Source organism: Streptomyces sp. NRRL F-2664, assembly GCF_000719345.1.
Taxonomy (GTDB): Bacteria; Actinomycetota; Actinomycetes; order Streptomycetales; family Streptomycetaceae; genus Streptomyces.
Map to the genome: position 1 here is coordinate 98,899 of NZ_JOFX01000009.1, position 18,142 is coordinate 117,040.

Annotated in this window: 15 protein-coding genes; 7 read left to right on the forward strand and 8 right to left on the reverse strand. The window is 75.1% G+C overall.

Annotation, left to right across the window (positions count from 1 at the left end; translation table 11 throughout):
• The first annotated feature begins 54 nt into the window (after positions 1-54).
• Positions 55-651: a sigma-70 family RNA polymerase sigma factor gene (locus IF89_RS0112185; RefSeq protein ID WP_030765430.1), complete on the forward strand. Its 597-nt coding sequence runs from the start codon at positions 55-57 to the stop codon at positions 649-651.
• A 53-nt stretch (positions 652-704) separates the two neighbouring features.
• On the forward strand, positions 705-1,340 hold the full coding sequence (locus tag IF89_RS0112190; protein WP_234327734.1) for a TetR/AcrR family transcriptional regulator: 636 nt from the start codon (positions 705-707) through the stop codon (positions 1,338-1,340).
• A gap of 27 nt (positions 1,341-1,367) precedes the next feature.
• On the opposite strand, the gene IF89_RS0112195 is transcribed toward IF89_RS0112190, so the two are convergent.
• The 3 genes from IF89_RS0112195 to IF89_RS0112205 all read right to left on the reverse strand — a co-directional run bounded on the left by IF89_RS0112195 (position 1,368) and on the right by IF89_RS0112205 (position 5,609).
• Positions 1,368-2,114, reverse strand: a complete 747-nt coding sequence (locus tag IF89_RS0112195) for a DUF2993 domain-containing protein (protein ID WP_051807007.1) — start codon at positions 2,112-2,114, stop codon at positions 1,368-1,370.
• Positions 2,115-2,122: 8 nt separating this feature from the next.
• Positions 2,123-4,402, reverse strand: a complete 2,280-nt coding sequence (locus IF89_RS0112200; protein WP_051807008.1) for an MMPL family transporter — start codon at positions 4,400-4,402, stop codon at positions 2,123-2,125.
• Between the two features lie 178 nt (positions 4,403-4,580).
• Positions 4,581-5,609 (reverse strand): saccharopine dehydrogenase NADP-binding domain-containing protein, encoded by a 1,029-nt coding sequence (locus IF89_RS0112205; RefSeq protein WP_030765440.1) that lies wholly within the window; start codon positions 5,607-5,609, stop codon positions 4,581-4,583.
• Between the two features lie 98 nt (positions 5,610-5,707).
• Between IF89_RS0112205 and IF89_RS0112210 the strand changes: the two genes are divergently transcribed.
• Both IF89_RS0112210 and IF89_RS0112215 read left to right on the forward strand, forming a co-directional pair.
• Positions 5,708-6,688, forward strand: coding sequence for a helix-turn-helix domain-containing protein (locus IF89_RS0112210; protein WP_043193759.1), 981 nt, complete (start codon positions 5,708-5,710; stop codon positions 6,686-6,688).
• 100 nt (positions 6,689-6,788) lie between these two features.
• The gene (locus tag IF89_RS0112215) at positions 6,789-7,778 is read left to right on the forward strand and encodes a serine/threonine-protein kinase (RefSeq protein ID WP_030765445.1); all 990 of its coding nucleotides are present in this window, start codon (positions 6,789-6,791) and stop codon (positions 7,776-7,778) included.
• 23 nt (positions 7,779-7,801) lie between these two features.
• Here IF89_RS0112215 and IF89_RS0112220 read toward each other — a convergent pair whose 3' ends face one another.
• On the reverse strand, positions 7,802-10,243 hold the full coding sequence (locus IF89_RS0112220) for a SpoIIE family protein phosphatase (protein WP_030765448.1): 2,442 nt from the start codon (positions 10,241-10,243) through the stop codon (positions 7,802-7,804).
• A 282-nt stretch (positions 10,244-10,525) separates the two neighbouring features.
• Between IF89_RS0112220 and IF89_RS0112225 the strand changes: the two genes are divergently transcribed.
• Positions 10,526-10,717 (forward strand): hypothetical protein, encoded by a 192-nt coding sequence (locus IF89_RS0112225; protein WP_030765451.1) that lies wholly within the window; start codon positions 10,526-10,528, stop codon positions 10,715-10,717.
• A 31-nt stretch (positions 10,718-10,748) separates the two neighbouring features.
• On the opposite strand, the gene galK is transcribed toward IF89_RS0112225, so the two are convergent.
• Positions 10,749-11,912: a galactokinase gene (gene galK, locus IF89_RS0112230; RefSeq protein ID WP_051807009.1), complete on the reverse strand. Its 1,164-nt coding sequence runs from the start codon at positions 11,910-11,912 to the stop codon at positions 10,749-10,751.
• Positions 11,909-12,937, reverse strand: coding sequence for a galactose-1-phosphate uridylyltransferase (gene galT / locus IF89_RS0112235; RefSeq protein ID WP_030765458.1), 1,029 nt, complete (start codon positions 12,935-12,937; stop codon positions 11,909-11,911). Before galT ends, galK begins: the two co-directional genes overlap by 4 nt.
• A 157-nt stretch (positions 12,938-13,094) precedes the next feature.
• Here galT and IF89_RS0112240 point away from each other — a divergent pair, with 157 nt between their 5' ends.
• Both IF89_RS0112240 and IF89_RS0112245 read left to right on the forward strand, forming a co-directional pair.
• On the forward strand, positions 13,095-13,643 hold the full coding sequence (locus tag IF89_RS0112240) for a type 1 glutamine amidotransferase domain-containing protein (RefSeq protein WP_030765461.1): 549 nt from the start codon (positions 13,095-13,097) through the stop codon (positions 13,641-13,643).
• 163 nt (positions 13,644-13,806) lie between these two features.
• Positions 13,807-15,876 (forward strand): SpoIIE family protein phosphatase, encoded by a 2,070-nt coding sequence (locus IF89_RS0112245; RefSeq protein WP_051807019.1) that lies wholly within the window; start codon positions 13,807-13,809, stop codon positions 15,874-15,876.
• A gap of 1 nt (position 15,877) precedes the next feature.
• Here the strand turns inward: IF89_RS0112245 and IF89_RS0112250 are convergent, their stop codons facing one another.
• Together IF89_RS0112250 and IF89_RS0112260 are read right to left on the reverse strand one after the other, a co-directional pair.
• On the reverse strand, positions 15,878-16,645 hold the full coding sequence (locus IF89_RS0112250) for an NPP1 family protein (RefSeq protein ID WP_030765466.1): 768 nt from the start codon (positions 16,643-16,645) through the stop codon (positions 15,878-15,880).
• A gap of 529 nt (positions 16,646-17,174) precedes the next feature.
• Positions 17,175-18,059, reverse strand: a complete 885-nt coding sequence (locus IF89_RS0112260) for an SDR family NAD(P)-dependent oxidoreductase (protein ID WP_051807010.1) — start codon at positions 18,057-18,059, stop codon at positions 17,175-17,177.
• Positions 18,060-18,142 lie beyond the last annotated feature (83 nt).

The window sequence follows — 18,142 nt, forward strand, 5'->3', positions numbered from 1 at the left end:
GCCTCCTCCCGCCGATCCGGCCCGATCGACCAGACCCCTCTAGGAGCAGCCGCCATGACCGCCCCGAGCTCCACCGTCCAGCCGTCCCCCGCGGCCGGGGACCTGCTCCTCGACCACGAGGTCGCCGAGGGATTCGTACGCGGCGACGAGCAGTGCCTGACCGCCGCGTACCGCCGCTGGGGCGGCCTCGTCCAGTCCCTCGCCTCCCGCACCCTCGGGGACCCGCGGGAGGCCGAGGACATCAGCCAGCAGGTCTTCCTGGCAGCCTGGCGGGGCCGGGCGGGCTACCGGCCCGAGCGCGGTGCCTTCCCCGGTTGGCTCGTCGGCATCACCCGGCGGAAGATCGCCGACGCGCTCGCGGACCGCACCCGGCGGCTCGCCCTGGTCACCGCGGCCGGCGCCGCCCTGCCGCCGCCGGACGAGCCGGCGGAGGGCCCCGAAGCCGTACTTGACCGGCTGCTGGTCGCGGGTGAGCTGGCGATGCTGCCCCGCCCGCAGCGGGAGGTGCTGGCCATGGCCTTCTACGGGGACCTCACCCAGAGCCAGATCGCCGAGCGCACCGGGATGCCGCTCGGCACGGTGAAGAGCCACACCCGGCGGGGTCTGCACCGGATGCGCCACCGCTTCTCCGCCGTGGCGGGGTACGCCTGAGCCCTGTTGGGGGTGCGAAGATACCGGCGAGGCGTGCGGCGGAGGGAGCAGCGGTGGCGGAGGCGGACGACCGGGTGCCCGGCCCGGCGCCGGTACGGGTGGACGGGCGGACCGAGCGTGGTCGACGGACCCGGGAGAAGATCGTGGACGCCCTGCTCGCCCTGCTCGACGAGGGCGTCGTGGAGTTCCCGGCCGAGCGGGTCGCCGAACGGGCCGGTGTCTCGCGGCGGTTGGTCTTCCACCACTTCGCCGACATGTCCGAGCTGGTGGACCTCGCCATCACCCGGCGGCTGGAGCAACTGGCCGAGCGGATCAGGCCGCTGCCCGTGTCCGGACCCCGTCCGGTCCGGGTGGCCGCCCTGGTCGAACAGCGGGCGCGGATCCTGGAGTGGATCACCCCGGCGCGGCTGACGCTGATGCGGATCGACCATCCCTCGCCGCGCATCCAGCAGGTCACCGACGAGGCGTTCGCGGACGCACGGCGCAAGGTCGCGGAGGTCTTCGCGGAGGAGCTCGGCCGCCTGGACGAGCAGGGGGCGGCCGAACTCCTCGACGGACTGGACGCCGTCACGACGTGGGGGGCCTGGCACCACTGGCGCTCCGGCGGCAAGAGTCCGCAGGAAGCGCGTGCGGCGATGGAGGCTACCGTGCTGATCCTGCTGGCGGCGGGCGACCGCCCGCGCGGCTGACCGGCGGACCCGCCGGGCCCCGGCCCCTCAGGCCTGCCGGACGTGCTCGGCCCGCGCCGTCACCGTCACCCCGTCCGCGCCCACCGACACGCCCACCGGGCGCAGTCCGAGGGGCAGTTCGGGCAGGGTCCGGGACTGCCGGGCGAGTGCCTGCGCGATGAGCGGGCTGTCGGGGTCCAGGGGCCGGCCGGCCACCGAGGCGGCCGTCGGGCGCAGCGAGACCACGCCGTCGTGGAGTTCGACGCCCGCGGTCAGCACCACGGGAGCACCCAAGACGCTTCGTCTGATGAGGAGTTGGCCGTTGCCCGCGTCGGAGATCCGGGTGTCTGCGTCCGGCCCGTCGCCCAGCGAGGAATAGGGGGCGGTGAACCGGGCCGACGCCGAGTCCGCACGGAAGCCGTCGCCCTCGCGGGAGACGTTGCCGAGGGTGACGTCGGCCCTGACCCGGCTGCCGCGGTCCGTCGTCGCGTCGGCCCGCACGCGCACCTCGGGGTAGCTCTCGCGGGCGGCCTGGAGCAGGAAGGGCCGACCTTCGATGGACACGTCCGGGCGTCCTGCGAGGCTTCCCTGCCGCAGGCTGATGCGGTCCGCGAGCCGGCCCTCGGCCACGTTCCGGGCGACCGAGTCGGTGACGGGCAGGGCGAGCAGCAGTACGCCGGCCAGGCCTGCCGCGTACCGGGCGCGCCGGCGCCGGGGGCGGGGCGGCCGACCGGCGGGCCGGGTCGACGGGCGGCCCTCGGTGCCGCCGGGCCGTGCGGTGGTGCGGGGGAGCATACGGGACCTCACGGGGTCGGAAGGGGACGGGTGGTGGCGCTCCCGCCTGCTCCGCCGGCCCCGGACTCGGTGGCTGCGGGGGCTGCGGGCGCGGTGGCAGCGGGCGGTTCGGCGGGCGGGAGGTGCGCGGTGCCCTCGATGTCGAGGTCGGGCAGGATCCGGTCCAGGGGGCGGGGCAGCCACCACCCGCGGTCTCCGAGCAGTGCCATGGTGGCGGGCACCAGCAGCCCGCGTACGACCGTGACGTCGAGGGCGACGGCGGCGGCGAGCCCGATGCCGAACATCTTCACCACGGGGTCGTCCGAGAGCAGGTAGGCCAAAAACACGCTGACCATGATCAGCGCTGCGGAGGTGATGATCCGCCCGGTCGAGGCGAGGCCCGCGACCACCGCCTCCCGAGCGTCCCCGCTCGCCAGCCACTTCTCGCGCACCGAGGTCAGCAGGAACACCTCGTAGTCCATGGAGAGGCCGAAGAGGACGGCGAACATCACCAGGGGCACGTAACCGGGAAGGGGCACCGGTCCCTCCAGGCCGATGAGCCGTGCGCCCCAGCCCCACTGGAACACCGCGGTGAGCACCCCGTACGCGGCGGCCACCGACAGCAGGTTCAGCACGGCGGCCTTCAGCGCGAGGAGCGGGGAGCGGAAGGCGGCGAGGAGCAGCAGGCCGGCCACGAGCACCACGGCCCCGATCACGGCGGGCAGCCGGTCCGCGAGGCGGTCGTTGAGGTCGGTGGCCGCGGCCGCGGCCCCGCCGACGTGGGCGCTCCCGGCGCCGCCGGCCGTGGCCGCGGGCAGGGTGTCGTCGCGCAGGGTGTCGACCAGCCGGGCGGTGGCGGGGTCGCCGGGGCCGGTGGCGGGGGTGACCTGCCAGCGGACGGTGCGTCCGTCGGCGGTGAGGTGGGGCGGGCTCACCGATGCCACGCCGGGGGTGGCGGCCAGGGCGCTGCTGACCTCGGCGACGCGGGCGTCCTGCGGGCCGGCGGCGGGGGCGGCCAGCGCGTCGGTCACCTGGAGGGGGCCGTTGACTCCGGGGCCGAATGCGGCCGAGAGCTGCTCGTAGGCGGTGCGGCCGGCCGAGCCGACGGGCTTGTCTCCGGCGTCGAGCTGTCCGAAGGCCAGCTGGGTGGCAGGGGCGGCGAGCAGCAGGAGCAGGGTGAGACCGGCGAGCAGGTGGCGCCCGGGGCGGGCCGTGACACGCTCGGCGATCCGCCGCCAGCCGCGGCCCGCGGCTGCGGGGCCGCCGGTCCCGTCCGGTTCCCGGGCGCCCTCCTCCCGGGCGGCACCGAGGAACCGGGCCAGCAGGCCCAGCAGGGCGGGCAGCAGGGTGAGGGTCGCCGCGACCGCGACGACCACCGCGATCGCGGGTGCCAGCGCCAGGGCGCGCAGCAGCGGCAGCCCGCCCAGCGCGAGGCCGGCCAGCGCGGCGATCACGGCGCAGCCGGCGAAGGCGGAGGCCTTCCCGGCCGTGGCCGTGGCCAGCGCGGCGGCGTCCTCGGCCGACAGGCCGCGGCCGCGGAACTCCCGGAACCGGGTGAGGCAGAACAGCGTGTAGTCGATCCCCACGCCCAGGCCGATCATCGCGGCGATCGTGGTGCCGGAGGACGGCATGTCCATGAAGTGCCCGGCCAGGCCGACGGCGGCCAGCGACGCGACCAACCCGGTGACGCCGATGAGCAGGGGAAGCCCTGCCGCGGCCGCCTTGCGGAAGCCGGCGAAGAGGACCACGGCCGCGGCCGCGAGGCCGATGAGCTCGCTGTGCCCGGTGTCCGGCCGGTCCATGGCGGCCGCGAGGTCGCCGCCCGGCGTGACCTCGATGCCGGCGGCCGCGGCCGGCCCGGCGGCGTCGGTGATCCGCTCCGCCAGCTCGGGCGTGATGTCGCGGCCGGCGACGTCGAGGCCGACGGTGAGGTAGGCCGTGTGCCCGTCGCGGCTCATCGCGGCGGCCCCGGAGGACGCGTAGGGCGTGGTGACGGCGACGACGTGCGGCACCGCGGCGATGGCCCGGGCGCTGCGCTCGACTGCCTCCCGGGCGCTCTCGCCGCCCAGGGTCGGACCGTCGGGGCCGGTGTGCAGGACGAGCGGCTGGTTCCCGGAGGCCGGGCCGGGGAAGGCCGTCGCCGCCGTGTCGGCGGCGGCCTGGCTGTCGCTGCCCGGAATGGTCACCGCCTCGCTGGTCACGCGCCCGAACCCCGCGACGGCGCCGCCGAGCACGAGGAGCAGCAGCACCCAGGCCCCGATCACCCGTCTCGGCCGGCGGGCGCACCAGCGCCCCATCGTGAGGAACATGCGGGACCCTCCGTCATCCGGCGACATGACATTGCACTTCGCGTGCAGCTTTACGCTTGCACTGCAAGTGCAATAAGTCAATCCGGGGAGGGGCGGCCCTCGCACGTTTGCGGAGTCCGGCCTGACGGACAGGGAGGGGGCGTGCGATCCCGCCGCCGCCCGCAAGCCCGCCGCCCGTTCAGTGCGGGAGGTCCACCGAGACGTGCGGGGCCAGGGCCCGCAGGAAGTCCGGGGCGTCGAACATCGCGCCGGCCGAGGCCACACCGGTGGCGCGCGTGCGGCCGGACAGCACGCGGTCCAGGGCCTCCACCACCAGAGGGGCGGTGACCGCGTAGATGTCCCGGCCGCGGGCCGTGGCCCGGCGCTCGACCCCGCCCGCATCCACCACCACGTCCACGACGAACGTCTGGTCCGATCGTCCGAACTCGTCCACCGGTTGCGGCGCCGGGGTGTCCTCGCGGGCCAGGTCCCCCGCAGCCTCGACCGTCATGTACGTGCGGACTTCCGGAACGGCGACGTGCGTGGGCACGGTGACGGCGTCGGCCATGGTGAACTCCGCGACCACCCGCCGGGTACCCAGCGGCTCCGGGAAGTGCCAGTCCTGCTGCGCCACCGCGTCGTCGTGGTACTGCAGCGCGCCGTCCGCGAACCGCACGCGGCGGCCCGCGCGCCGCTCGTGGGACACCCGGCCCGCCGCCCGCGTGCCCGCCGTCGGGTGCCAGCTGGTCAGCCCGTAGGCGACGTGCACCACGTCCGCACGGGCCCAGTCGCCCAGCGCCGCCGTCACCAGCAGGTCGCCCAACCCGCCGAAGAACGCCATCGCGGGCACCACGGGCGTCCCCGACGCGGCGGCCGCCCGCCGGTGACCGGCGAACGTCGCCGCGTTCGCCTCCAGTTCCGCCGCCACGTCCAGGTAGGGGATCCGCGCCCGCAGCGCCGCCTCGACGACCGGGCCCGCCGTCACCGCGAAAGGCCCGGCGCAGTTCACCACCGCGGCCGCACCCGCCAGCGCCCGGTCCAGGGCTGCCGCGTCGTCGACCGCGGCGGGGCGGACCTCCACGTCCCCCCACCGCGCGGCCAGTTCCTCCAGCCGCGCCGCGTCCCGGCCCGACACGGCCGCGGTGAACCCGCGCCGCCGCAGTTCGGCGACGACGAACCGGCCGGTGTGTCCCGTGGCGCCGTAGACCACCACTGCCGCTGTACCCATGATTCCCCCTGCTTCCGACCTGCTGACGGCCCCAGTCTCGCCGTCGCGGGGACCCGGCCGTGAGGGTCCGAAACGACGCTGGCCGTACACTTTCGGACATGCCAACTGTCGTACTGCCGACCGCCGGTGACCTCCTCCACTTCGAACTGGCAGTGGCCTGGGAGATCTTCGGCAACCCGCCGCGCGAAGCGGCCGGCGGCTGGTACGACGTCCAGCTCTGCGGGCCCGGGCCGCTGCGGGTCGGCCCGTTCACCGTCGAACCCGACCACGGGCTCGACCGGGTGGCCACCGCGGACACCGTCATCGTGCCCGCCTGCGCCGACGTGGACGTCCCGCCGCCGCCCGACCTCGTCGAAGCCGTCCGCGCCGCCCACGACGCCGGGGCCCGCGTCGCCTCCCTGTGCACCGGAGCCTTCGTGCTCGGCGCCGCCGGCCTGCTCGACGGGCGGCGCGCCACCACCCACTGGGCCCATGCCGCGGACCTCGCGGCACGCCACCCGCTCGCCGTGGTCGACCCGGACGTGCTCTACACGGACAACGGCAGTGTCCTCACCGCCGCGGGCAAGGCCGCCGCCGTCGACCTCTGCCTGCACCTGATCCACCTCGACCACGGCGCCGCCGTCGCCAACTCCGTCGCCCGCCGCCTCGTCATGTCACCGCACCGCCCCGGCGGCCAGGCCCAGTTCGTGGGGACCCCGGTCCCCACCCGGGGCGACCACCGGCTCGCCGGCCTGCTCGCCTGGGCCCAGCAGCGGCTCGACCGGCCGCTGACCGTCACCGACCTGGCGCGCGAGGCGCACACCAGCCCCCGCAACCTCGGACGGCAGTTCCGGTCGGTGGTGGGGCAGACCCCCCTGCAGTGGCTCCTCACCCAGCGCATACGCCGCGCCCAGGAGCTGCTGGAGGCCACCGACGAGAGCATCGACGCGATCGCCCTCGCCACCGGCATGGGCACCGCGACGACACTGCGCCGCCAGTTCAAGCGGACCGTCGGAGTCCCGCCGGCCGCCTACCGCACATCCTTCCGCGCCACCGGCCCCGCCCCGCCCCTCCGCCCGCAGGCCGGCGCGGGGCGGTGACATCGGCCCCGGCCGGGTGACGACCGTCCGGTCCCACTCGTCCGCCGGGCGGGCGGCAGGGCCACTGGATAGACTTCCTGGTGAGGAAGGGGGGCGCCGGATGGGCGCGGATCTGAGCCAGTACACGGGCCGGCCCTCCGGGCTGGTCGGGAAACAGATCGCCGGCTACCGGATCGAGCGCATGATCGGCCGAGGCGGCATGGCCGTCGTCTACTGCGCCAAGGACCTGCGCCTGGACCGCACGGTCGCGATCAAGCTGATCGCCCCCGAGCGGGCCCGCGACGACACCTTCCGGCGCCGGTTCACCCACGAGTCCCGGGTGGCCGCCTCGATCGAGCACCCGCACATCGTGCCGATCTTCGAGGCGGGCGAGACCGACGGCGTCCTGTACATCGCCATGCGCTACGTGCCCGGGCTTGACCTGCGCGGACTGCTGGACCGGGAGGGGCCGCTGCCCGCCCCCACCGCGCTGCGGATCGCCGCCCAGGTGGCGTCCGCCCTGGATGCCGCCCACGACCACGAGCTGGTGCACCGGGACGTCAAGCCCGGCAACATCCTGGTCGCGGCCGGGCCCGACCGGGACCACCCGGAGCACATCTACCTCACGGACTTCGGTCTGACGAAGAAGTCCCTGTCGCTGAGCGGGTTCACCACCGCGGGGGAGTTCGTCGGCACGCTCGACTACATGGCGCCCGAGCAGATCGCCGGCCGGCCGGTGGACGGCAGGTGCGACCTCTACAGCCTGGCCTGCGTCGTCTACGAGACCCTCGCCGGCGGGCCGCCCTTCGTGCGCGAGGAGGACGCGGCCCTGCTGTGGGCGCACCAGTACGACCCGCCGCCGCCCCTGACCGAGCGGAGGCCCGACATCCCCGCCGCCGCCGACGAGGTCCTGGCCAGAGCGCTGGCCAAGGTTCCTGAGGACCGGTACGGCTCCTGCCTGGAGTTCGTGGCCGCCCTGCGGGCCGCCACGGAGAACGGCCCCCGGCCGGACGAGCGACCCCGGCGGAGTACCGAGGTGGTGGCCGCACCACCGCCGGATCCCCCGGAGTGGGCCCTGCCCGTCTTCCGCCGCCCGGACGGCCGCGCGTAGGGCTTTGCTCCGAGAGGCACTCCCTAGAAGCCCAGGAGGGACTGCTCGGCCCAGATGGTCTTGCCGACGGGGGCGTGCCGGGTGCCCCACCGCTGGGCGAGCTGCGCCACCAGCAGCAGACCGCGCCCGCCTTCGTCGAAGGTCCGGGCCCGCCGCATGTGCGGGGCCGTGCTGCTCGCGTCGGACACCTCGCAGATCAGGGTGTCCTTCTCGTGGATGAGCCGGAGCTGGATGGGCGGCTCCCCGTACCGGATGGCGTTCGTGACCAGCTCGCTGACCAGGAGTTCCGTGACGAAGGAGGCCTCCTCCAGCCCCCACGCCGTGAGCTGGTCGGTGGTCTGCCGACGGGCCAGGGAGACGTCCGAGGGATCGGAGCTCAGGTCCCACACGACGACCTTGTCGGCGTGCAGGGCCCGCGTCCGCGCGACGAGCAGGGCCACGTCGTCGTCGGGACGGTGTGTCAGCAGGGCCGTCAGGACCCGGTCGCAGACCGTGTCCAGCGTGGAGGCGGGCTGCGCGAGCGCCGCGAACATCGTGTCCAGGGCCTCGTCGATGTCCCGCTCACGGGGCTGGAGCAGCCCGTCCGTGTAGAGGGTCAGCACGCTTCCCTCGGGAAGGTCGACGTCCAGCGTCTCGAAGGGCAGGCCCCCCAGGCCCAGCGGCGGCCCGGCCGGGACGTCCAGCAAGTACACGGAGCCCGCCGGGGAGACCACCGCGGGCGGCGGGTGCCCGGCCCGGGCGAGCGTGCAGTGCCGGGTGACCGGGTCGTAGACGACGTACAGGCAGGTCGTACCGATCCCCCCGGCGCTCTCGTCGACGGCCTCCCGGCCGCCCTCGTCGGCGGACAGGTGGATGATCAGGTCGTCGAGGTGGGTGAGCAGCTCGTCGGGCGGCAGGTCCACGTCGGCCAGCGTGCGCACCGCCGTACGCAGCCGGCCCATGGTCGCCGAGGCGCGGATGCCGTGGCCGACGACGTCGCCCACGACCAGGGCCACCCGTGCCCCGGACAGCGGGATCACGTCGAACCAGTCGCCGCCGACCCCCGCCTCGGTACCGGCGGGCAGGTAGCGGGAGGCCGTCTCCAGCGCGGGGTGGTCGGGCAGCGTCTGCGGGAGCAGGCTGCGCTGGAGCGTCATGGTGCTGGTGTGCTCACGGGTGGACCGGTGCGCCCTGTGGATGCTCGTGGCGGCCCTGCCCGCCAGCTCCTCGGCCAGCTCCACCTCCTCCGGAAGGAAGGGCTCCCGGCTCCGACGGCGGCCGAGCACAGCCACTCCGAGACCGACCCCGTCGGTGTACAGGGGCACCACCAGCACGGAATGGGTCCCGTGCGCCCCGAGCCAGGCGGCCGCCGGATCCCGCTCCATCCACTGGGCGACCGCCGGGGCGGTCGCCGCGTACACGGCCCCACGACCCGAGGCCAGGCATGCGGCGGGCGGCGACAGGGGCGGGTAGACGGCCGTCTCGCCGACCGCGACCCGCCCCTGCGAACTCCCCTCGACGGCGGACCGCACCGCCGTACGGCGCACGGTGACCGGCCCCGAGGCCGCACCGGTGGGGTGGTCGTGGCCGCGCGGCAGGGGGTCCAGCAGGTCGACCACCGCGAAGTCGGCGAGCCGCGGTACCGCCACGTCGGCGAGTTCCTGTGCGGTGCGGGTGCTGTCACCGGTGGTCCCGATCCGGGCGCCGGCGGCGTCCGGCAGGATCATCTGCTGGGTCTCGACCTCGGCCCCGGTCCGGTCGTGCGCGGCCAGGAACACGGCGCGCACGACACCGTCCGGGTCCCGCAGCGGGGCCGCCGAGGTCGCCCAGCCGTGCTCCGTGCCGACCCCCGCGGCACGGACGAAGGCATCCATGTGCTGCGGCTCACCGGACTCCAGCGCCAGCCGCATCCTGCGCTCGGTCTCCTCGCTCACCGGGTCCGGTGCGATCTCCGGCAGCCGCAGGCCGAGCATCTCGGACTCCGTCAGGGCCAGTGTGCGCTCCATGCCCGCATTGGCCCGCACCAGCCGCAGGTCGGCGTCGAAGACCGCCAGGAAGCAGGGGGACTGGGAGAACGACCACTCGTGCAGCGGATCGCCCCACGAGGGGTCGTCACCACCCCGCCCGCCGGCCACCGCCGAGACCAGGTACCACGTGGTGCTCCCGCCCGTCGACGTCCAGCGGTGCGCGAGCAGCCCCTGCTCCACGCGGCTGCCGTCCCGGTGCCGCAGCGCCACGGTGCCGCTCCAGCGCTCTTGCTCGGGCGGGACCGGGCGCGCCCCGTCTCCGAAGGGGTCGGCCAGCAGGAACTCCGCGGAACGTCCCACCACCTCGGCGGGTGCATAGCCGAGCAGTCGGGTGGCGCCCTCGCCCCACTCGGTGACGATGCCCTGCTCGTCGACGGCGGCCGTCGCCGTGTAGGCGGGCCGCTGGAGGGCATCGGTCTGCTCCGGCCGCTCACCGGGAGGGGTGGGAAGTTGCTCCATCGCCGCTCATCTCGCCCTCGGTAGATCCGTCACCGCTGTCCCACGGGACCTGCACGGCCAGGGGCCCCACTGACAAGCATCATCCGCCGGGCCGAGGAGCACCAACGCAGTGCTGCCGGGCGGGGCGCGCCACCGGCCCGCCGTGTCAAGTCACGTGTTGCAGTGGCATGACCCCGAGCGCGAACCGGGGTGCATTGGACATGACGCCGCCCCGGGAGTCGCGGGGCAGCGGGCCGGCCCGCCGGGTGGCCGGGCCGAACCCGTACCGGATGGAGAAGTGTCGTGTTCGAGTGTTCCTGGATCCGCGGTGTCGTCCTGGCCGCAGCCTCCACGGCGGCCGTGGGTTTCGGCGTGGGCCTGCTGGCGACCTCCGTGGCCACGCCCGCCCCGGACGCGGCCCCGCGACAGGCCGTCCTGTTCCTTCCCCAGGACGGCGCGGGCGCCCTCGTGACGGTACGGGGACCGGGCCCGTGAAGCGTGCCGCCGGCACTGGCCGGCCCCCGGTTCAGCCGATGCGGCGCGCACCAGGCGACGGTACGGCCTCCAGGACGGACGGCGCCCCGAAGCCCGCAGCCGCGAAGGCGGCCGCCACCGCCCCGGCCACCGCGCCGGCCCGCGCGGCCGGCACCAGCGCGATCACGGAGCCGCCGAAGCCGCCGCCGGTCATCCGGGCCCCCAGCGCGCCGGCGGCGACGGAGGCCTCCACCGCCAGGTCGGTCTCCGCACAGGAGACCCGGTAGTCGTCGCGGAGGGAGGCGTGGCCGGCCGTCAGCAACGGGCCCAGCGCCTCCGGTTCACCCGCCGTCAGCCGGTCCACGGTCCGCCCGACCCGGGCGTTCTCGGTGACCACGTGCCGCACCAGCGGAGCGAGCCCGTCGGGCAGTGCGGCGAGGGCGGCGGGCAGCTCCGCCTCGGAGAGGTCCCGCAGGGCCGCCACGCCCAGCAGCCCCGCCGCCCGCTCGCACCCCGCGCGGCGCGCCGCGTACGCCCCGTCGGCGAGGTCGTGCGCGACGCCGGTGTCGAGCACCAGCAGGCGCAGCCCGTGCCCGGTGAGGTCGAAGGGGACCTGCCGCACGTCCAGGCTGCGGCTGTCGAGGTGCAGGGCACTGCCCTCCGTGCAGCAGACCGAGGCCATCTGGTCCATCACCCCGCACGGCACGCCGGCGAAGGCGTTCTCGGCGTACTGCGCCACGCGCGCCAGCTCCGGCCGCGCCAGCCCCAGCGCGTACAGCTCCTCGTAGGCGACGGCGACCGCGCATTCCAGGGCCGCGGAGGAGGACAGCCCGGCACCCGTGGGCACCGAGCTGTCCAGGTGCACGTCGGCGCCGCCCACCGGCAGGCCCCGCTCCCGCAGCGCCCACACCACGCCCGCCGGATAACGGGCCCAGCCGGAGACCGCGCCCGGTGCGAGGGCGGCCACCGCGACCTCGGCGATCCCGCCGCCGGCCTGGGCGCTGTGCAGGCGCAGCAGCCCGTCGTCGCGGCGGCGGGCCGCCAGTACGGTGGCCTGCGGCAGGGCCATGGGCAGGGCGAAGCCGTCGTTGTAGTCGGTGTGCTCGCCGATCAGGTTGACCCGGCCCGGGGCGGCCCAGACACCGTCGGGGGCCCGGCCGTGGACCGCCGCGAAAGCGCGGCCCACGGCGGAGGCCTCCGGCGCGGTCCCGGTCACAGAGCCTCCCGCAGCCGCCGCGCGGCCGTCTCGGGCGCCACGTCGTTCATGAAGGCGTCCATCCCCGCCTCGGTCCCGGCCGTGTACTTGAGCTTGTCGGCGCTCCGCCGAATCGTGAACAGCTCCAGGTGCAGGGCGAGTTCCGCGCCTCCGACGAGCGGGGCCTGGTGCCAGGCCGCGATGTAGGGCGTCGGTGCGGCCAGGCCGAAGAGCCGGTCGAAACGGCGCAGCAGGTCCAGGTACAGCCCGGGGAACTCGGCCCGCTCCTCCTCGGTGAGCGCGGTGAGATCGGGCACCCTGCGATGCGGGTGCAGGTGGACCTCGTACGGCCAGCGCGCCGCGTACGGGACGAAGGCCGTCCAGTACTCCCCGGCGAGGACCACGCGTTCGGTGGCGGCGCGCGCCTGAGCGAGCACGTCCTCGAAGAGGTTGCGGCCGGTGCGGTCGCGGTGCGCGGACGCGGCGGCGAGGTGCTTGGCCGTGCGCGGGGTGGTGGTGGAGAAGGCGTAGATCTGGCCGTGCGGATGGGCCAGCGTGACGCCGATCTCCGCGCCGCGGTTCTCGAAGCAGTACACCTGCCGCACGCCGGGGCGGGCGGACAGGGCGGCGGTGCGGTCGGTCCAGGCGTCCAGAACCAGTCGGACCCGTTGCGGCGTGAGGTCGGCGAAGCCGGCGTCGTGCTCCGGGGTGAAGCACACCACCTCGCAGCGGCCCGCGTCGCCCGCCAGGGACGGGAAGCGGTTCTCGAAGACGGCCACCTCGTAGTCGGCGGCCGGGATCTCGCCCTGCCGGCCGTCCCGGGAGGGGCAGAGGGGGCAGGCGTCCGCCGGCGGGTGGTGGGTGCGGGACTGCCGGTGCGCGGCGATGGTGACCCAGTCGCCGGTGGTCGGGTCCCGGCGCAGTTCGGGGGCGCTCTCGACCCGGTCGGGCGGCCGCCGGTCCACGGCCCCGCGGTCCTGGCCGGGACCGCTGTCGTAGTAGATGAGCTCGCGGCCGTCCGCGAGTTCGGTGACCGTCCTGTGCACGTGCACGTCCTCGCCTGTCTCGTCATGGGGTGACGGCCGGGGCCGACGCGTCCTCGATCATACGGCCGTTTGCCCGCCGCCCGGAGGGGCAGGCGCAGGGCGCGGGCGGGCCCGGCGAGCGGCCCGCCGCTACCGGCGCGGAAAGGACGTGACGACGATGAGGGTGGCGTTTCTCGTGGCGCCCGAGGGCGTGGAGCAGGTCGAGCTGGAGCGGCCGTGGCAGACCGTGAAGGACCAGGGCTGGGAGCCGCGCCTGGTGTCCACCGAGAGCGGCGAGGTGCAGGCCTTCCACCACCTCGACAAGGGCGACACCTTTCCCGTCGACGACGTGGTCGGCGCCGCCGCGCCGGACGACTACGACGCGTTGGTGCTGCCGGGCGGCGTCGCCAACCCCGACGCACTGCGCATGGACGAGGACGCGGTGGACTTCGTCCGGGGCTTCTTCCGCGCGGGCCGTCCCGTGGCGGCCATCTGCCACGCCGCCTGGACGCTCGTCGAGGCGGGCGCGGTCCGCGGCCGCACCCTGACGTCCTGGCCCAGCCTCGCCACCGACCTGCGCAACGCCGGCGCCACGTGGGTCGACGAGGAGGTGCAGGTCTGCCGGGAGGCGCCCGCCACGCTGATCACCAGCCGCAGGCCCGACGACCTCGACGCCTTCTGCTCCGCCTTCGCCAAGGAGTTCGCCGCCGGTCCGTCCGGCCGCTGATGGACGCTCGGTACGGAGCCGGGCAGCGGGTTGTGACGGGAGGTGCGCCGTGAGCGTCGGCGGTTCGGACCCGGCGGGCGCGGGGCGCGGCGCCGGCGGGGGCTCGGCGGGCGCCGGTGGGCCCGCCGGTGCGGGGGCGGGCCGGACGGCCGGCTCCTGGCTGCTGGACGAGGCGCTGACCGCGACGATCCGCCGGACCGGGGCCTCCGCCGGCGGCTTCCAGCTCTGGGAGGGGCCGGAGCGCGACCTCCTGGCCCTCGTCCTCCTGTGCGGCGTTTCGGCGGAAGTGGCCCGGCCGTGGTACCGGATCCCCCTGACCGCCGCCACGCCCGTCAGCGACGCCGTGCGCGAGGACCGGCTGGTCTGGATCGGCTCGCAGGAGGACCTGGCGCACGACTACCCGCAGGCCGCCGTCAGCCTCCCCTACGAGTTCTGCCTGGCCGCGGCGCCGCTGAAGGGGCGCGGCAGTGCCCACGGCGCCCTGTTCCTGCTGTGGCCCGCCGGCCACGCCCACACCGCGAGCCCGCGGGAACAGCACCACATCACCGCGGCCGCCCGCCGCATCGCCCGGACGCTGGACGAGGCGGGGCCCCTGCCCCCCGTGCCCGAGCGGCCCCGTGTCATCCCGGTCACCCCGCCGCGCACGGAGGACGCGGGCGGACCGGCGCAGGCCGCCGCCGACTGGGCCGAGCGGCTGCCCGAGGGCGCCCTGGCCCTCGACCTGGACGGGCGGGTCACCTTCGTCGACGGCACCGCCGCGGACCTGCTGGGACGGAGCTCGGGCCAGTTGCTGGGCACGTGGCCCTGGCAGTCATTGCCCTGGCTGGACGCGCCGCTGGTCGAGGACCGCTACCGCTCCGCCGTCCTCGGCCGCGAGCCGGTGGAGTTCACCGCCCTGCGACCGCCGGACATCCCGCTGCGGTTCCAGCTGTATCCGGACTCCAGTGGCATCAGCGTCCGCGTCACCCGCCCCGCCCGCCACGGGGAGGCGGCCCGGGCCGGTCCGGCCGCGAACGGTCCCGTCCCGCACACGGGCCGCATCCACCAGCTCCTGCACCTCGCGGCCGCCATGACCGAGACCGTCACCGTCCGCGACGTCGTGGAGCTGGTCGCGCACCAGGTCCTGCCCGCGTTCGGCGCCGACGCCCTCGTCCTGTCCGCCGCGGACGCGGGCCGGCTCAGGATCACGGGCTACCACGGCTACGACCCGGCCACCATCGAGCGGCTCGACGGCCTGCCCCTCGGCACCGGGCTCACCCCCGCGGGCCAGGTGCTCACCGACGGTGTCCCGGCGTTCTTCGCCGACCCGGCGGCGATGGCCCGCACGCACCCCGGCGCTTCGCAGATCAGCGGCAAACAGGCGTGGGCGTTCCTCCCGCTGACCGTGTCCGGCCGTCCGGTGGGGTGCTGCATCCTCTCGTACGAGCGACCGCACGCCTTCACGGCGGACGAACGCGCCGTCCTGACCTCCCTGGCCGGGCTCATCGCGCAGGCCCTGGACCGGGCCCGGCTGCACGACGCGGCGCACGACCTCGCCCACGGTCTCCAGCAGGCGCTCCTGCCGCACAGCCTGCCGGCCGTGCCGGGCCTGCAGGCCGCAGCCCGCTACCTGCCCGCGGGCCACGGCATGGACATCGGCGGCGACTTCTACGACCTCATCCCGCTGGACTCCACCACCGTCGCCGCCGTCATCGGCGACGTCCAGGGGCACAACGTCGCCGCCGCCGCCCTCATGGGCCAGGTCCGCACCGCCATCCGGGCCGCAGCGGGCGCCCCGCCCGATGCGGTCCTGGCCCGCACCGGGCGCCTCCTGGCGGGGCTGGACACCGAGCTGCTCGTGTCCTGCCTCTACGTCCACATCGACCTCTCCGGCCGGTGCGCGACCCTGGCCAGCGCGGGCCACCCGCCACCGCTCGTGCACGCCCCGGGCACCCCGCCGCGCCGCGTGGACCTCGACCCCTGCCCGCTCCTCGGCATCGGCGCCGGCACCCCGTGTCCGGTCACCCGGCTGGAGTTGGCCCCCGGGACCCTCCTGACCCTCTACACCGACGGACTGGTCGAGAAACCCACCGCGTCCGGCATCGACGCCGAGCGCGGCACGGACGACCTCGCCGCCGTACTCGCCCGCAACGACGGGGCAGACCTGGACGAGCTCATCGAGGCCCTGCTGCGGGGAACCGGTGCGGCCTCCGCGCACGCGGACGACGTCGCGCTGCTCCTGCTGCGGCTGTGAGCTACAGGTACGGGTCGAAGGGGATGCCCGCCGGTCGGGCCTCCGCCAGGTGGGACGCGAAGGAGCCGTCCTTCAGGCCGAAGTGGGCGCTGCCGAAGTCGGCCTGGCTGAGCTTCTCCCGGATCGTCGCGGGGTAACCCGACCAGCCGACGAGCGTCGGGTACTGCCAGGTGCCGCGGTGGTTCTCCGGCGGTTCGTCGTTGGTGTTGGCCGCGCGGAAGCAGTGCGTGCCGATGCCGTCCTTGTGGTAGACGATCTTGGGATGGGTGCCGTCCCAGCGGATCCGGTCGCGGGCGCGGATCTCGAAGTCGCCGTGTGCGGAGGTGGCGACGTACTTGGCCTCGCCGCCCTGGATCCACACGACGACGTGTTCCCAGTCGTGGCGGTGGCCGCCGAGGCTGATGCCGGGGATCGCCTGGTCCTTCTCGAAATAGAGCGCGTACACCACGGCGCACCAGCCGTTGTTGCACTTCCAGCGCGAGTAGCCGTTGGTGTTGGCAAGGTCCGAGGCGTCCCGACAGTTGCCGTCGAGCGCTCCGGTGGGCTTCAGCCCGCCGTTCAGCACCCCGGTCGGGCCGATGGCGGGTGTCGGATAGCAGCCGTCGGTGTCGTAGTCGTAGGCCGGCTGGAAGGTCAGCTCGATCGCCTCGGCCTGCCCGGGCAGAGCCGGCGGCGGAGCCGCGAAGGCGACCTGGGGGACGCCGACGACGAGCGCGAGGGCGGCGCCGGCGACGACGAGGGATCTCCGGAAGTGGCGGTTGCTCCGCACAACAGGCCTCCTGGCCGGTCGGGTTCGGTCGGTGGCGGGCCGGGACGGCCACCGCCGGACCGACACGCCCGGAGCATCATTCGTGAACCGGGCCGGCACGGCAAGGGTCCGCGCACCCTCATTCGTGTGCGCGGAGGAGGCGAACTGTGCCTCAGAGCAGGCGAGTTGATGACATGTCAGGATTGGTGGCCGGGTCGGCCGGGGGCATGGCCGGAGCCGCCGGGCGAACCCCCTGCGCACGAAGGTCCGCCCCCGTGGGCCGGGGGCGGACCTTCGTGTGCGTCGAGGGGGTCACACGGTCACAGGCCGACCGTGTTCATGAGGATGACGGCGGCGAGGTTGAGCAGGATGACGGTGATGACGACGCCGATCGAGATCCAGGCCTTGCGCGATTCGTCCATGGGCGCGGGTCACCTCCCGACGGGACGCGCCGGCATGCGGCGCTGCGCCGGCCGGACGCCGGCTTCCGGCGCCGGCCTCCACCCATCATGGACCCGACGCGGACGGACCACATGTTCTGCGGCCCGCGTCAGGCTGCGACCCAGGTACCCGTCATCCCGAGGACGGCCGAGCCGTCCTGGTCCGTCAGCTTGGTACCGGTGAAGTCGCGGGCCCACTGCGAGGTCTGGATGCGGAACGCGGGGCGGTCGGCGGTCAACGCCTCCATGACGGCCTCGGCCGCACCGGCCGGGGTCTGGGCCGAGTCCGGGGTGAACTGGGCGACCGTGCGGTCGACGTACGCGCGCAGGGCGCCGGCGTACGGTCCGGCCGCGGCGATCCGGGCGCCGAGGTCGAGCCCGATGTTGTTGACGAACTCGGTCGCCACCGCGCCCGGCTCGACGACGCTGACGCTCACCCCGAGGGTGCTCGCCACGGGCGCCAGGCTCTCCATGTAGCCCTCCACCGCGAACTTCGCCGCGCAGTAGGCCTCGTTGAAGGGCTGGCCGATGACCCCGCCGACGCTGGTGACGGTGATCAGGCGGCCGCCGGTGGCCCGGAGGTGGGGGAGTGCGGCCTTGGAGACGTTGAGCACGCCGAAGAAGTTGACCTCCATGACCTCGCGGACGTCGGCCACGGTCTCCAGTTCCAGCGTGCCGACGTGTCCGGCACCGGCGTTGTTCACGACGGCGTCCAAGCGGCCGTAGTCGGCGATCACGCCGTCCACGGCGGCGGTGACGGATGCCTCGTCGACGACGTCGAGGCGGCGGATGTCGATCTCGACGCCCGCCTCGGCGGCGGCCTCGCGCAGGGCGCCGGCCCGGCCGGTGTCGCGCAGGGTGGCCACCGTGCGCCATCCGGCGCGGGCCGCGGCGACGGCTGCGGCCAGGCCGATCCCGGAGGAGGTGCCGGTGATCAGGACGGTGGGCAGGGACGCGTCGACGGTCGGGGCGGGGGCGGTGGGGAGCGTGGACATGGGGCACCTCGGGAAGCTCGGACTTATGTGCGTGCACACACACTTTAAAGTTATGTGCGTGCGCACGCAACCCATAGACTGTG

Bases quoted from the DNA above. Each gene is read 5' to 3' on its own strand.
- IF89_RS0112185 (WP_030765430.1), top strand. From the start codon at position 55: ATGACCGCCCCGAGCTCCACCGTCCAGCCGTCCCCCGCGGCCGGGGAC.
- IF89_RS0112195 (WP_051807007.1), bottom strand. From the start codon at position 2,114: ATGCTCCCCCGCACCACCGCACGGCCCGGCGGCACCGAGGGCCGCCCG.
- IF89_RS0112200 (WP_051807008.1), bottom strand. From the start codon at position 4,402: ATGTTCCTCACGATGGGGCGCTGGTGCGCCCGCCGGCCGAGACGGGTG.
- IF89_RS0112205 (WP_030765440.1), bottom strand. From the start codon at position 5,609: ATGGGTACAGCGGCAGTGGTGGTCTACGGCGCCACGGGACACACCGGC.
- IF89_RS0112210 (WP_043193759.1), top strand. From the start codon at position 5,708: ATGCCAACTGTCGTACTGCCGACCGCCGGTGACCTCCTCCACTTCGAA.
- IF89_RS0112215 (WP_030765445.1), top strand. From the start codon at position 6,789: ATGGGCGCGGATCTGAGCCAGTACACGGGCCGGCCCTCCGGGCTGGTC.
- IF89_RS0112220 (WP_030765448.1), bottom strand. From the start codon at position 10,243: ATGGAGCAACTTCCCACCCCTCCCGGTGAGCGGCCGGAGCAGACCGAT.
- IF89_RS0112240 (WP_030765461.1), top strand. From the start codon at position 13,095: ATGAGGGTGGCGTTTCTCGTGGCGCCCGAGGGCGTGGAGCAGGTCGAG.
- IF89_RS0112260 (WP_051807010.1), bottom strand. From the start codon at position 18,059: ATGTCCACGCTCCCCACCGCCCCCGCCCCGACCGTCGACGCGTCCCTG.